A 14,185-nucleotide genomic window follows, 5' to 3' on the forward strand; every position below is an offset into this window, starting at 1 on the left:
CTTCACGCTGTTCTTGGATTATAAGAACGCACAGGAGTAGCGACATTAAGAGGTAACCCGATTACACTTTGAAATATAAGTTGCCAGATTACATACATGAATTTCTTCGTAACGTGGGTATGATACTTGAAGAATTTAATAGTGACGATTCGTTTGAGCTGCCTTCTACGGCAACTTATATAATAAATCAGAACGGTGTAATCACAGCCGGCTATGCGGATGTTGATCAAAGCAAGCGAATGGATCCTTTGGATACAATCCACGCAGTGCAATCGTTAAAATCGCGATAATCTCTGCTACTTATGAGACGTGGAGCTAGATCTATGTCCAACTGAGTTTGACGGAGGAACTTGAAGGCTGATAATCGTATTATAGTGGAACTACGAAAAGAAAGCATAGATGACGGATTGAAAAGCGGTCATGTGATTTTAGCTGCTGTCCCAAAGCCGAACAATTTTTCGTTTCCGGTGCCCGGAGTGGTATTAAAATAAATTATCCTAGAATTAGGATAAATGATTCAGAGAGCTATGCTGAAAGGAGAGAGGCAAATATAGCCCACTAGAAATTTAGCCAAAAGAATAATGTGATAGGAGAGATTAAACATGATGCACTATTATGTTTCCAATAAAGCTCATCTTTTTTGGGATGATGTGATTGAAGCAGTTGTGATTCGTTGGAATTCCTTTGCTCAGAACGAGGATTTCCGTGTGCCACTGGAAAAAATGATTGAACTGGCAGTCATTAAAAAGGTAAAAAAAGGCTTGTCTGATAACAGTCATATATTACTTTCAGCAGAAGACGCTAAATGGTTGTCTGAAGATTGGCTTCCTAGACTCCTGAATGTTGGCATTCAATATACGGCTACAGTTGCTCCAGATAAAACAATTACTAATATCGGCTTAAGAAAATCTATCGGAAAAGATACAACTAAATGGCATCACCATGATTTCGAGGATATACACAATGCGGTCGGCTGGTTATCAGGAATATCCGCGTGATGCGTTAATTAGTCTAATGAACCAGCTCAATAAACCTGCTTGCTGGACCGGAAAGCGGCATGTTGCGCATAATCATAGTTCCTACGTGTGAAGGCGGTATCGGCACGTCTAATTGAATCTCGTAGAGCGCTCCTTCTTCCAGTTCTTTCGATACGAATTCTCTGGTCACGTAAGAGAATCCGAGTCCTTTCCGCGCTAACTCGATGAGAAGATCCACGCTTCCGACCTCGATTTCAGGTTTGAGGCTATGACCATAGCTTTGGAATAATTCCGTGATGGCCATTCGAGCCCGGCTATTGCGCGAGAAAAGGATGACGGGGTTCCGGCGTAGTTCCGTGATTCAGATGTAGTCTGATGCCGGGATACTGCTTATGAAAGTTTTCCAAGTACGGAAGAATGTAATGCTTGAACAGTGAATCGCTTCCGCCGATACGCAGCTCGCCGCTGTCCAGATTTTTAAGCGCGGTCATTTGTTCTTCAGCCAGCGATATTAAGATCTGAGACTTCTCTATATAGGAATACAGGATGGCGCCCTCTTGCGTCAGCGCAACGCCTTTGGAATTGCGGTAAAACAAAGTGATACCAAAGCAGTCTTCCAGCTGTTTGATGGCGTGGCTGACGCTTGGTTGGGTGAGGTACAAGGCTTTGGCAGCCTGAGTTAAGTTGCCTGTCTTCGCAGCCAAGTAAAATACTTTGTACAATTCGTAATTATTATTCATAGATCTGGTCTATAGTTCCTGTTAAATATATTAATTGTATGGATGATAATCGTATTATAGTAGAACAAAAAAAAGAATCCGGAGCCTTCGGATTGGAAAACACTTATGTGACTGTTAAAGTCGCCTATGCCGGTCCTTCAAGAGAGCTCTGCTGGAAGGAGAAAGTAAATTGGAGCCAACCACGTTTGTCTTATTTGGAGCGACAGGGGATTTAGCCAAAAGAAAAATTTACCCTGCCTTGTATCTTTTGTTCGTCGATCAGAAGCTGCCGAAATCCTTCTCCTTGATTGGTCTTGGAAGAAGAGAACTGTCTGATGAAACATTTCAAGCAAATGTAGAGCAATCTCTTAGTACTTTTTCCAAAAGTGAAGGAAGAGATCCAGAAGTAATGAGAAATTTCTTGCGTGCATTCCGTTATCATGTTCTGGATGTTAACCGCAAAGAAGATTACACGAAACTGCTGCAGTTGGTTGAACAGCGGGAAGATGAGCTTAATATTTTGCCCAATCGTATGTTTTATTTATCTGTTGGACCTGAATTGTTTGAAACGATCGCAGCAAACATTCATGAAAGCGGACTTGGTTCCGCGAATGGCTGGAAGCGTCTGGTGATCGAGAAGCCTTTCGGCCACGATTTGCCATCTGCGAGACAGTTGAACATTCAGTTGAACCAAGCATTCGATGAGACTGAAATTTACCGAATCGATCACTACCTAGGCAAACCTATGGTCCAGCAAATGGGGCAACGGCTTCACTCCGCTCTCTCGGAGCAAGATCTAGGGACCCGAAATATTGCCAACATACAAATTACGGCGAGCGAAACCTTGGGCGTGGAGGAAAGAGCAGGATATTACGATCATGCAGGCGCGATCCGCGATATGTTCCAGAATCATATGCTTCAATTGCTTATGATGTTAGCGATCGAGTTGCCGAATCGAAGCTCGGTAGTAGAGGTTGGGAATCTTAAGAAAAAAGTAATGAAGACGTTGAAGCCACTTCACAAAATGGATGTTAGCCATCATATCGTCCGTGGACAATATGGGGAGGGGGAAATTAATGGGGGGAAGGTTGCCGGCTATACAGCAGAACCGGGAATTGCCTTGGACTCCCTAAATGATACTTTTATTGCGGCCAGACTAAAAGTCGATGATCCATTCTGGAAGGACATTCCCATCTATATCCGAACGGGCAAGCGATTGAAAGAGAAATTGACGAGGATTGTTATCGAATTCAAATCTGAGAGTCCCCTACAGGATCATTTGATCGTAGAGATTGGTCCCAACGATGGAATCTCCTTTCAAAGAAGCAACTCTGGCAAGGAGGGTTCGGATGTTGATAAACCCGTTCAAAGTAAATTAAGCGCCATAAAAGCTGGTATCCCGGAAGCTTATGAAATTCTTATCCACGATGCGTTGAAGGGTGATAAAACTTATTTTGCCCATTGGGATGAAGTGGAATTGTCGTGGGAATGGGTACAGCCTATATTAGACGCTTATAGAGAAAATCTTCTACCGCTTCATATCTATCCAGCGGGGACGTACGGACCTAACGAATCCGATAAGCTGCTTGAGCAAGACGGCTTTCATTGGTTCGATTTCAAAAGCGCGTCGGTTAACGACGCAAACAAAGGAGAGTTATATGCTTATGGACACAAAACTTGATCAATTATCCGTGAATACGATTCGAACTTTATCCATTGATTCAATCAACCGGGCGAACTCGGGGAGCATCCCGGGCTACCGATGGGAGCCGCCCCAATGGCATACTCATTATGGGCAAAACATCTGAAGCATAACCCAGGCCATGCCAAGTGGTTTAACCGCGATCGGATCGTTTTGTCCGCGGGGCATGGCTCTGCGCTCCTTTACAGTATTCTGCATTTATCGGGATATAAGGTGTCGATTGATGACCTTAAGCAATTTCGTAAGCTAGAGAGTAAAACGCCCGGTCATCCAGAATACGGACATACTGATGGCGTTGACGCAACGACCGGTCCTTTAGGACAAGGAATTGCGATGGCCGTCGGGATGGCAATGGCGGAGGCTCATTTGGCTTCGAAATTTAATAAAGAGACCTTCCCCATCGTTGATCATTACACTTACGCACTTGTTGGAGATGGCTGTCTGTGACCTTGATTTTTACCGTGAATCAAGCCTTGTTGGCTGCGCGGGCAGGCGTCACTTATGTATCCCCGTTCTTGGGTCGACTAGATGACATATCGGAAGACGGCGTACAATTAGTCGTCAAGATCGCGGAGCTATTCCGAGTCCACAACTTAGATACTCAAATCATCGCCGCATCCGTACGTCATCCTGATCATGTCACGCGCGTAGCCATGTCGGGCGCGCATATCGCAACGGTGCCTTTCAGCGTAATTGAACAAATTTCCAAGCATCCGTTGACGGATCAAGGGCTTGAGAAATTCGCAGCCGATTGGAAAAAAGCGGTTAAAAGCTGAACGACCATGAATGGAGATAAGATCACCAAGAGGAGGAACCAAACATGACTATTAAATTTGATTATTCCAACACACTAGCTTTCATGCAGAAGCATGAAGTCGATTACTTCAAAGATTTCGTAAAAGCAGCGCATTCAATGCTTCATGAGAAGCAGGGTCCTGGCTCCGATTATCTAGGTTGGGTGGACTTGCCTCTTCAATACGATAAGGAAGAATTCTCGAGAATCAAGGACGCTGCCCAAAGAATCCGTGGCAACTCCGATGCGCTAATTGTCATTGGGATTGGCGGTTCCTATTTAGGAGCCAGATCGGCCATAGAAGCGCTATCCCATACGTTTCATAATCAGATGAACGGTAATACCCAAGTGTATTTTGCTGGGCAAAATATCAGTTCAACTTACATCGCCCATTTATTGGAGCTGCTGGAGGGCAAGGATGTTTCCTTGAATGTCATTTCCAAGTCGGGAACGACGACGGAACCGGCAATTGCATTCCGTATTCTGCGTGATTTCATAGAGAAGAAATACGGAAAAGAGGAAGCAAAAAAACGCATCTTTGCAACAACCGATAAATCTAAAGGTGCATTAAAAAAACTTGCCGATGAAGAAGGCTATGAAACCTTTGTTATTCCTGACGATGTAGGGGGACGCTATTCCGTTCTTACAGCAGTAGGGCTGCTTCCCATTGCCGCCGCCGGGCTCGACATCGATCAAATGATGGCGGGTGCTGCCACCGCTGCACAGAAATACAATAATGCCGATCTAGCTACAAATGAGAGCTATCAATATGCAGCCGTTCGCAATGCCCTTTACCGCAAGGGAAAAACCATCGAGCTGCTGGCTAACTTTGAACCAGCCTTGCATTTTGTATCCGAATGGTGGAAGCAGCTGTTCGGCGAAAGCGAGGGCAAAGACCAGAAGGGGCTTTATCCGGCATCCGTCGATTTTTCGACTGATTTGCATTCGATGGGACAGTATGTTCAAGAAGGCCGGCGCGATCTCATCGAGACGGTGCTTTCGGTAAAGAATCCACGGGTAGAGTGGACCATTCAAGAGGACTCGGGCAATCTGGACGGATTAAATTTTGTTGCGGGCATGACGATGGACGAAGTAAACAAGAAGGCAGCCGAAGGAACACGGCTTGCGCATGTTGACGGAGGAGTACCTAATCTGATTGTAGAGGTGGATGCGCTCAATGAATATACATACGGTGAAATGGTGTATTTCTTCGAGAAGGCATGCGGCATCAGCGGCTTGCTGCTTGGGGTGAACCCGTTCGATCAGCCGGGCGTGGAAGCATACAAGAGCAATATGTTTGCGCTTCTTGGCAAGCCTGGATTTGAAGCGCAAAAGGACGAGCTCATCAAACGTTTATCTGTACCAGGCGGAAAATGACAGGGAGGTAGTTACAATGAAAAAACAGCAAATTGGCGTGGTCGGCTTGGCCGTCATGGGTAAAAACTTAGCCTTGAATATTGAAAGCAAAGGGTTCTCGGTGGCTTTATATAATCGTTCACCAGAGAAAACGAATGAACTTGTGGCGGAAGCGCAAGGAAAGAACCTTATAGGTACTTATAGCGTCGAAGAATTTGTCCAATCGTTGGAGACGCCGCGTAAAATATTAATCATGGTAAAAGCGGGAAAACCGACAGACGATACCATTGATCAGCTCGTACCTTACCTCAGTCAAGGGGATATTCTCATCGACGGCGGAAACGCCTATTTCCCTGATACACAAAGAAGAAATAAAGATCTGCAAGATAAAGGATTCCGCTTTATCGGTGCTGGTGTTTCGGGCGGCGAAGAGGGAGCCCTGAATGGCCCTGCGATTATGCCAGGCGGGCAAAAAGACGCGTATGAACTGGTAGAGCCAATCTTGACTGCCATTTCGGCCAAAGTGAACGGCGATCCTTGCTCGACCTATATCGGAGAAGATGGCGCTGGCCATTATGTCAAAATGGTACACAACGGCATCGAATACGGCGATATGCAGCTCATTGGCGAAGCGTATCACCTGCTAAAGGATGTACTGAATTTAAATACGAGCGAACTGCATGACATTTTCTCCGAATGGAACAATGGCGAGCTGGATAGTTATTTGATCGAAATCACGGCCGATATTTTCGCAAAGACAGATCCGGATACAGGCAAACCGATGGTGGATGTCATTCTCGATTCGGCAGGACAAAAAGGAACCGGAAAATGGACAAGCCAAAGCGCATTGGATTTGGGAGTTCCATTGTCCATTATTACCGAATCCGTGTTTGCGAGGTTCATCTCGGCGATGAAAGAAGAACGCGTAGCCGCAAGCAAGCGGCTGAGTGGCCCTGAGGCATCCAGCTATGACGGAGATCCTAAGGAATTCATTGAGGCCGTTCGCAAAGCTTTGTATACCAGTAAAATCGCTTCGTATGCGCAAGGCTTTGCGCAAATGAGAGCTGCTTCCGACGAATACAATTGGAATTTGAACTATGGCCGCATTGCAATGATATTCCGCGGGGGATGCATTATCCGCGCAAGATTTTTACAAAATATTAAAGATGCTTATGACCGAGACCCGGCTCTTAAAAACCTGTTGTTGGACGAATATTTCGGCGGAATCGTTAAAAACTATCAGGATGCTTGGAGAAAAGTCATATCGATTGCCGTAACCAGAGGGATTCCGGTTCCTGCGTTTGCTTCCGCTTTAGCTTATTATGACAGCTATCGTACAGAGAGACTGCCGGCTAATTTGCTTCAAGCGCAAAGAGATTATTTTGGGGCGCATACGTTCGAGCGGCTTGATCAAAAGGGAAGCTTCCACTTCCAATGGATGGAAAATAACGAATAACCTATTCATGCAATCCTTATAACGAATCCATTATTTAAACAACATAAAGGCACTCCTGTGGATGATCATGAAACTTCTCATGATTTCAGACAGGAGGATTGGCGCATTATAAAAAATTAGAATCATTATTATATTAATAAATAGTAACTTTAAAAAAATATTAACAAATTAAACTTCGGAGGATTTATCATGACATCTACCATAAAATCGGCAGCGAATAACACCTTTGTCTCCGCAGAAAATCAAGGGGCGAGTCCGCTCGTTGCCAACCGGCCGGCCGCGCAAGCCTGGGAAACGTTCAATGAGATTCATAATTCCGACGGGACGGTATCGTTCCTATCGATCGCGAACAATAAATACGTGACGGCGGATCTCAATCAAGAGACCAATCTGATCGCACGCGCGTCCGTCATCCAAGAATGGGAGAAATTCAGAAAGATCGACCGCGGCAACGGCAAGGTTGCGCTGCAAGCCGTAGCCAATCAACTGTACGTATCCGCGGATTTAAACAAAGGCGGCGTGTTGTACGCGAATCGTACGGCTGCAGCGGGATGGGAGGAATTCACGATCGCGCAGGCGGATACCTCCGCTTCCCAACCGCAGCACCCGAGTGGTAGCGGGTTCATCGTGTCGGAGCAGGAATTCAGCCAAATCTTCCCATCCCGTCAATCGTTTTATACGTATGTTGGATTTATCGCGGCGCTTGGTGCCTATCCCGGCTTCGCGAACACGGGCGACGACACGATGCGCAAACAGGAAGCGGCGGCGTTCCTGGCCAACGTCTACCATGAAACGGGCGGCTTGTACTATATCAACGAGGCGAATACCGCGAATTATCCGCATTATTCGGACTATAGCAACACCCGATATCCTGTCGCGTCGGGCAAGCAATATTACGGCCGGGGACCGCTGCAACTCAGCTGGAACTATAACTACGGCGCAGCGGGCGATGCCCTGGGGCTTCCGCTTCTTAAAAATCCGGACTTGGTCGCCCAAGATTCCTCGGTCGCCTGGAAGACGGCGCTTTGGTTCTGGAACACGCAGACCGGTGCCGGATCGATAACCTGTCATGACGTCATGGTGAAGTCGCGCGGATTCGGCGAAACGATCCGTACGATCAACGGAGCGCTCGAGTGCAACCGCGGAGGCGGGGGTCCGGTTCAAAGCCGGGTCGAGCAGTATAAGCGCATTTGTTCGATTCTGGGTGCCGCGCCGGGCAATAATCTTTCCTGCTAATCGTAATTGTCGAAGGCAGCATACTCTCAGAGAATAGGAGACATGACTATGAGTACTGGTAATTGGCGCCTCGTATGGAGCGACGAATTCGATGGAGCGAGCGGCGCGGCTCCGGACCCCGCCAAATGGGGCTATGACATCGGCGGAAGCGGATGGGGGAACAACGAGAAGCAGTATTATACGAACAGCACGAAAAACGCGTATTTGGACGGCTCGGGTCACTTGGTCATCAAAGCAATCAAAGAAAACACGAACGGCATGCCATATTCTTCGACCCGGCTGGTATCCAATAAAAAGGGCGACTGGACGTACGGCAGATTCGAGGTCCGCGCCAAGCTTCCTGCCGGGAAAGGCTTGTGGCCCGCCATCTGGATGCTGCCGACCGATTGGGAATACGGCGCTTGGCCGGTCAGCGGCGAGATCGACATCATGGAACAGCGCGGCTCGGATCCGCTAAAGGTGCACGGAACGATCCACTTCGGCAATCCGTGGAAGTATATCGGTTCGAGCTACACGCTGCCGGACGACGGCTACCACGTGTACGCCGTGGAGTGGGAGCCCGATGAAATCCGGTGGTACGTGGACGGGAACCTGCACCAAACACGCAAATCGTCGGAATGGTACAGCTCGGGCGGCGGCAGCCCGGCGCCGTTCAACAAGCGATTCCATTTCCTGCTGAATGTGGCTGTCGGCGGCAATTTTGACGGCGATCCGGATAACACGACCGTATTTCCACAGACGATGCTCGTCGATTATGTGCGTGCGTACGATCACGATGCGAATGCGGCACCGGCACCCGTGACGATCCCCGCTCGTATCGAAGCCGAGAACTTCAGCGCGATGAACGGCGTTCAGCTGGAGAGCACGACCGATGCCGGCGGCGGCCAGAACGTTGGCTATATCGATGCCGGCGATAGGATGGAGTACAAGCTTAACGTTACCGCAGCAGGCCGATATACGGTACAGTACCGCGTTGCGAGTCCGGCCGTGACCGGCCAGATTCAATTGAAAGCTGGAGAGACGGTACTCGCGACGACGGCCGTTCCGAATACGGGCGGCTGGCAGAACTGGCAGACAGTCTCGGCGACGGTGAATCTCGATGCCGGTCAGATCACCTTGTGCGTTTTTGCGAACGGAGCAGGCTTTAACCTGAACTGGATCGGCTTCGCGAAATCCGAGAGCCCGAACCTGTTGAAGAATGCGGGCTTCGATACGGGCGATATGACAAGCTGGTTCGAGTGGCATAACAACGAGCTTGCCCAGAAGGTCGATCAGGACCAACCGCATAAGGGAAGCTTCAAGCTGACGCATTGGGCGGCAGGCGATTATCAGCAAATTACGGCGCAGAAGGTCAATGTGCCGAACGGGATGTACAAGGCGAGCGTGTGGGTACGCTCCAGTGGCGGCCAGCGCGCACTGAAGCTGTATGTCAAGAACTACGGAGGTGCAGAGCTGGGAGCGGACATCGGTACAAGTCCGGTGACGACGTATACGCAATTCACGATCGACAACATTCCGGTCACGAACGGGCAGATCGAGGTCGGGGTCTTCAATGACGCCAAAGGCGGCAACTGGGCTGCTTTCGACAGCTTCGAGTTCGTGAGCAAGTAAAAGCATGACCCCTAACACGAATGGTACGTATGATCTAGTGCCATTCGTTCTCTGATGTGAAATCGCAAGACGAAACGCAAAGGACGTGCTGGAACACGATGCAGTCAAAATCGGCAAGCAATAGGAAGGTAATCGACGTATCGCACCATCAGAGCGACCGCGGCGTTGTCGGTTGGGCTGCCGTCAAGGAGGACAGCGTCGCAGAGGTGTTCATCAAAGCATCGGAGGGCGGTTCAGGCAGAGATAAGGCATTTGCATCACATCTAAACAAATGGCCGTGAAGTTTATTCACAGCCATTTATTCCAAACTATTATTAACAAGATGATAAGACAATGGTGATCGGAAATGCTATTAACGATTATTTACAGTAGTAATAAATAATAAAAGCAACAAAAAAAAAGAAAAAATGTAAGAGGACAAGAACATATATCTATAGAGATCCGCGCGCAGCGCGGATTTATTATTGTTATGGATGTAAGTTCTTGTCTTTTTCGCAAGACAAGAACTTACATCCTTTACCGATACTGGACAAGAACAAAAATCCTTTGCCGTGGTGGAGTTCAACGCATAATATTTCACATTTAAAGAGTGTCAAAAAGCACATTAAAGACTATTTAGGGACGTCATTCAAGAAATGAAAAATTAATTTTGTGCTAAGAACATATATTTTTTGCCGAATTATTGTACAAGAACATTTATCTATTGCCGTAAATATAGACAAGAACTTATATTCTTAGATGATTTTTTGGACAAGAACAAAGTATTATTGCCAAAGCGTGAAATTGTTCAACAAAAGAGGTGATTTGTTAACCTTTACACTTCTCATCAAATTATTCTGTGTAGGTTGATTGTCAGGTCGGTAGTCTGTTTACGAACGGGCAGGATAGCGTGGGACGATTCAGTTATAATAGCTGTTAGTAAGAGTACCAAAGGGAACCTCGGAAACCTAATGTTTTTCCCTTTACTGTTTACACTAAGCTTAAAGGTACGCGGCTAGCCCCATTTAAAAAGCCTCTTATACATCACCATATTTCCTTGAAGGGGGACATCTGTTTTGGATGCGCAGTTTCTAGATTTATTAGCCCAGAAATATGATACGGAAGAAAAAGTTGTAACAGAAATCATCAACCTTGAAGCGATCTCCAATCTTCCCAAGGGAACTGAGCATTTTGTCAGTGATTTGCATGGGGAGTTCCAGGCTTTTCAGCATGTACTAAGAAACGGTTCGGGTACCATAAAAGAGAAAATCAAAGCCTTGTTCCGTGAGATTTGGACGGATCATGAAATCAATGATTTTACGGCGTTAGTTTATTATCCGGAAGAAAAAATACAGCTGGTTAAAGGAGACCTGTACAATAAACAAGCCTTGAACCGATGGTACAGACAAACGATTGAACAAATGCTTAAGCTCATTTCTTATGCTTCTTCCAAATATACGCGATCGAAATTGCGTAAAGCTCTGCCGGAGCAGTTTGTATATATTGTAGAAGAGCTTCTATACAAGACGGATTCGTTCAACAATAAGGACCCTTATTATGAGGAAATATACCGGCAAATTATTTCCTTGGACCAGGCGGACAAGCTCATTATCGGCCTTGCTTATACGACCCAGCGCCTGGTGGTTGACCATCTTCATGTGGTCGGAGATATCTATGACCGCGGGCCGGACCCCGATAAAATTATGGACACGCTGATCAACTACCATTCTGTAGATATTCAGTGGGGGAACCATGATGTCCTGTGGATAGGCGCCTATGCGGGTTCCCTGGTCTGCCTTGCGAATATTATCCGGATCTGCGCCAGATACGACAATCTAGACATCATCGAAGACGTATATGGAATCAATCTTCGCCCACTGCTGAACTTGGCGGAGAAATACTATGATGACAATCCGGCCTTTAGACCGAAGCTGCAGACCGACCATAACGGTTCGGAGCAGGAAATCCTGCAGATTACCAAGATTCATCAAGCCATTGCCATGATCCAGTTTAAGCTTGAAATCCCGATTATCAAGAGACGCCCATACTTTAATATGTCTGAAAGGCTTTTGCTTGAGCAAATCGATTACGACAAAACTGAAATCAAGATTGGCAGAAAAACTTATCCGCTGGAAAATACCTGTTTCGCAACCGTAAATCCGCAGCAGCCTGAACAATTGCTGGAGGAAGAACAGCAGGTGATGGAAAAGCTGCTGTTCTCCGTTCAGCATTCCGAAAAGCTGGCCAGACATATGAATTTTCTTATGAAAAAGGGCAGCCTTTATTTAAAATACAACGGGAATTTGTTATTTCACGGCTGTATTCCCTTGGATGAAGAAGGAAACATGGAAGAAATGCAGATTGAAGACATGACGTATTCGGGTCGTCAGCTGCTCGATGTTTTTGAATATTATTTACGTTACGCCTTTGCGCATCCGGAAGAGACGGATGATCTGGCTACGGATATGGTATGGTACATCTGGACAGGGGCATGTTCCTCGCTCTTTGGAAAGAGAGAAATGACCACCTTTGAACGGTACTTTATCCAAGATAAAGAAACCTATAAGGAGAGAAAGAACCCTTATTACCATTTGCGTGAAAATGAGGAGATCTGCAGGAAAATCCTGCTGGAGTTTGATATGAATCCGGATCATGGACATATCATTAACGGCCACACGCCAGTTAAAGAAATTCGTGGAGAGAACCCCGTTAAAGCAAACGGGAAAATGGTTGTCATTGACGGCGGTTTTTCCAAAGCTTATCAATCCACAACGGGCATCGCCGGATATACCTTGTTGTATAATTCCTTTGGCATGCAGCTCGTTGCCCATCAGAAATTTAATTCAAAAGAAGATGTGTTATGTAACGGAACGGACGTATTGTCTGTAAAAAGGCTGGTGGACAAAGAACTGGAGCGGAAGCTGGTGAGGGAAACCAATGTCGGGGAGAAGCTGCTGCAGAAAATCTCAAATTTGAAGAATCTCCTGGAATATCGCTACATGAAATGAAACAACTGCTAAATGAAACAACTGCTACAGCCGCGTTACGCTCCCTCGAAATGATTCAGTTTCCTCACTCAGACTCATGAATTCGCAGGATTTCATCCTGTAGATAGTATGAAGAAGTGGATGGAGGAGGAGCCGGTAGCTTGGGGATGGGGAACTGGGCATGCACCTATTAACAAAATTTGAAAGTAGTAAGTAGGGGGTGAACAGTCTAGCTTACGACTGCTGTCTAGTGACAAGAATATAGACCGATAAGCATCCGCAGAAATTGCGGATTTTTTTACTTTATCGGAATAAATTCTTGTCATTTCTCAAAGACAAGAATTTGTTCCGATTGCCGATCGAGGCCAAGAATATGTACTGGTTACCGGTACCGGTTGACAAGAACATTATCTCATTCACGAAGGATTGTAGGAAGTTGGAAGCCCATCGATTAAACTAACAGGCAGGAAAACTTGGAAAAAAATTGAATATTTATTGTGAGTTGGCCCTTGGAAACGATGAATAAATCTGGTGGGTTAGAAAATTTGATGAATATTGAGGAGGGCATCGGCATGGACAAGAATTCTGTTTATAGAACAAACATTGTAGGCGGTAGTGAGGTTGTCGCCATCTCCGTTGACATGGATAAAAGTGCTATTCATGAAACAAACAGCTTATTTGGGGCATTTGTCTCAGAAGAAAAATGCCAGTTTTTTAGCGATGTTTCAGGAAAAAAGTTCGGATGATCTTTACAGTCAAAGATCCGGATTCGGTATTCAAATGGGCCCTCGCTGCTGGAGCAACCGAAGTTGCACCCATAAGTGAAGGCCACGGTTGGCGTATTGGGCGCGTCATCGACCCGTTTGGCCACCATTGGGAGATCGGCAAGCCGCTCAGCTAATGAATGCAATTAGTGAACTTTTTATATCCGGGATGTCTCGGTAATGCAGAAAAAAGTTAAAGCGGTTGATGGTGGCGCGCTCTGTGATGCGATTTACCGAAATTTTCTCGACATCCATTTCCTGAAGCAATTCAACAAAGGCTTCTCTAAGCAATCGACACATGCGGAGTATGTGGAAATCTGTGCGAGGCGTGCTATTATCCGTAATTTCCATTTACATTTCGTCAAAGAATGTCGATTGTAAATACAATATTTCTGATTATAATTTAATTTACAAAGTGTCTATTATATAACATATTGTGAACTTAGTCTATGAGAGAGATTCTGTAAAAAAAAAAATGTCCAATGACACAAATGTGCCTACATATTTTAAATGTAAATGCTTGAGGAATCAGGCTTTTTTATTTTTATGTGGGAAGATTTGTGTCATCAAAAAATGCACAAATGTCCCTAGGTGGTTTGAAGCCG

General features: G+C 46.1%; 11 protein-coding genes and 4 pseudogenes. 13 read left to right on the plus strand and 2 right to left on the minus strand.

The window, feature by feature from the left end; translation table 11 throughout:
• The first annotated feature begins 113 nt into the window (after window positions 1-113).
• Both GC098_RS20855 and GC098_RS20860 read left to right on the plus strand, forming a co-directional pair.
• Window positions 114-290: a hypothetical protein gene (locus GC098_RS20855; RefSeq protein ID WP_171645167.1), complete on the plus strand. Its 177-nt coding sequence runs from the start codon at window positions 114-116 to the stop codon at window positions 288-290.
• Between the two features lie 312 nt (window positions 291-602).
• Entirely contained in the window at window positions 603-998 is a 396-nt protein-coding gene (locus tag GC098_RS20860; RefSeq protein ID WP_171645168.1) for a hypothetical protein, read from the plus strand.
• A gap of 13 nt (window positions 999-1,011) precedes the next feature.
• On the opposite strand, the pseudogene GC098_RS20865 reads toward GC098_RS20860, so the two are convergent.
• Window positions 1,012-1,717: pseudogene (locus GC098_RS20865) on the minus strand (LysR family transcriptional regulator).
• Window positions 1,718-1,886: 169 nt separating this feature from the next.
• Here GC098_RS20865 and zwf point away from each other — a divergent pair.
• The 11 genes and pseudogenes from zwf to GC098_RS20920 all read left to right on the plus strand — a co-directional run bounded on the left by zwf (window position 1,887) and on the right by GC098_RS20920 (window position 13,717).
• A complete protein-coding gene (gene zwf, locus GC098_RS20870; RefSeq protein ID WP_171645169.1) occupies window positions 1,887-3,377 on the plus strand; it encodes a glucose-6-phosphate dehydrogenase in 1,491 nt (496 codons plus the stop codon).
• Window positions 3,361-3,842 (plus strand): annotated as a pseudogene (locus tag GC098_RS20875) (thiamine pyrophosphate-binding protein); the annotation flags it as partial. The gene zwf and the pseudogene GC098_RS20875, both read left to right, overlap by 17 nt.
• Window positions 3,839-4,174 (plus strand): annotated as a pseudogene (locus GC098_RS20880) (transaldolase family protein); the annotation flags it as partial. The pseudogenes GC098_RS20875 and GC098_RS20880, both read left to right, overlap by 4 nt.
• 44 nt (window positions 4,175-4,218) lie before the next feature.
• On the plus strand, window positions 4,219-5,568 hold the full coding sequence (locus GC098_RS20885) for a glucose-6-phosphate isomerase (protein WP_171645170.1): 1,350 nt from the start codon (window positions 4,219-4,221) through the stop codon (window positions 5,566-5,568).
• A 16-nt stretch (window positions 5,569-5,584) separates the two neighbouring features.
• Complete coding sequence (gene gnd / locus GC098_RS20890) at window positions 5,585-7,003, plus strand: NADP-dependent phosphogluconate dehydrogenase (RefSeq protein WP_171645171.1); 1,419 nt, start codon at window positions 5,585-5,587, stop codon at window positions 7,001-7,003.
• 189 nt (window positions 7,004-7,192) lie between these two features.
• The gene (locus GC098_RS20895) at window positions 7,193-8,239 is read left to right on the plus strand and encodes a glycoside hydrolase family 19 protein (RefSeq protein WP_171645172.1); all 1,047 of its coding nucleotides are present in this window, start codon (window positions 7,193-7,195) and stop codon (window positions 8,237-8,239) included.
• Window positions 8,240-8,287: 48 nt separating this feature from the next.
• A complete protein-coding gene (locus GC098_RS20900) occupies window positions 8,288-9,850 on the plus strand; it encodes a carbohydrate-binding protein (protein ID WP_246358782.1) in 1,563 nt (520 codons plus the stop codon).
• Window positions 9,851-9,948: 98 nt separating this feature from the next.
• The gene (locus GC098_RS20905) at window positions 9,949-10,131 is read left to right on the plus strand and encodes a GH25 family lysozyme (RefSeq protein WP_171645174.1); all 183 of its coding nucleotides are present in this window, start codon (window positions 9,949-9,951) and stop codon (window positions 10,129-10,131) included.
• A gap of 774 nt (window positions 10,132-10,905) precedes the next feature.
• Window positions 10,906-12,837, plus strand: a complete 1,932-nt coding sequence (locus tag GC098_RS20910) for a fructose-1,6-bisphosphatase (RefSeq protein WP_171645175.1) — start codon at window positions 10,906-10,908, stop codon at window positions 12,835-12,837.
• A 488-nt stretch (window positions 12,838-13,325) separates the two neighbouring features.
• Window positions 13,326-13,562: a hypothetical protein gene (locus GC098_RS20915; RefSeq protein ID WP_312880245.1), complete on the plus strand. Its 237-nt coding sequence runs from the start codon at window positions 13,326-13,328 to the stop codon at window positions 13,560-13,562.
• On the plus strand, window positions 13,559-13,717 hold the full coding sequence (locus GC098_RS20920) for a VOC family protein (protein ID WP_171645176.1): 159 nt from the start codon (window positions 13,559-13,561) through the stop codon (window positions 13,715-13,717). Before GC098_RS20915 ends, GC098_RS20920 begins: the two co-directional genes overlap by 4 nt.
• A 22-nt stretch (window positions 13,718-13,739) precedes the next feature.
• Here the strand turns inward: GC098_RS20920 and GC098_RS41660 are convergent.
• A pseudogene (locus tag GC098_RS41660) lies at window positions 13,740-13,880 on the minus strand (TetR/AcrR family transcriptional regulator); the annotation flags it as partial.
• Window positions 13,881-14,185 lie beyond the last annotated feature (305 nt).

The sequence above is a fragment of the Paenibacillus phytorum genome, assembly GCF_013141715.1.
Lineage (GTDB): Bacteria > Bacillota > Bacilli > Paenibacillales > NBRC-103111 > Paenibacillus_E > Paenibacillus_E phytorum.

Excerpts from the sequence above, each read along its gene's own strand:
- GC098_RS20860 (WP_171645168.1), top strand. The coding sequence starts at position 603 with ATGATGCACTATTATGTTTCCAATAAAGCTCATCTTTTTTGGGATGAT.
- GC098_RS20885 (WP_171645170.1), top strand. The coding sequence starts at position 4,219 with ATGACTATTAAATTTGATTATTCCAACACACTAGCTTTCATGCAGAAG.
- gnd (WP_171645171.1), top strand. The coding sequence starts at position 5,585 with ATGAAAAAACAGCAAATTGGCGTGGTCGGCTTGGCCGTCATGGGTAAA.
- GC098_RS20895 (WP_171645172.1), top strand. The coding sequence starts at position 7,193 with ATGACATCTACCATAAAATCGGCAGCGAATAACACCTTTGTCTCCGCA.
- GC098_RS20900 (WP_246358782.1), top strand. The coding sequence starts at position 8,288 with ATGAGTACTGGTAATTGGCGCCTCGTATGGAGCGACGAATTCGATGGA.
- GC098_RS20905 (WP_171645174.1), top strand. The coding sequence starts at position 9,949 with ATGCAGTCAAAATCGGCAAGCAATAGGAAGGTAATCGACGTATCGCAC.
- GC098_RS20920 (WP_171645176.1), top strand. The coding sequence starts at position 13,559 with ATGATCTTTACAGTCAAAGATCCGGATTCGGTATTCAAATGGGCCCTC.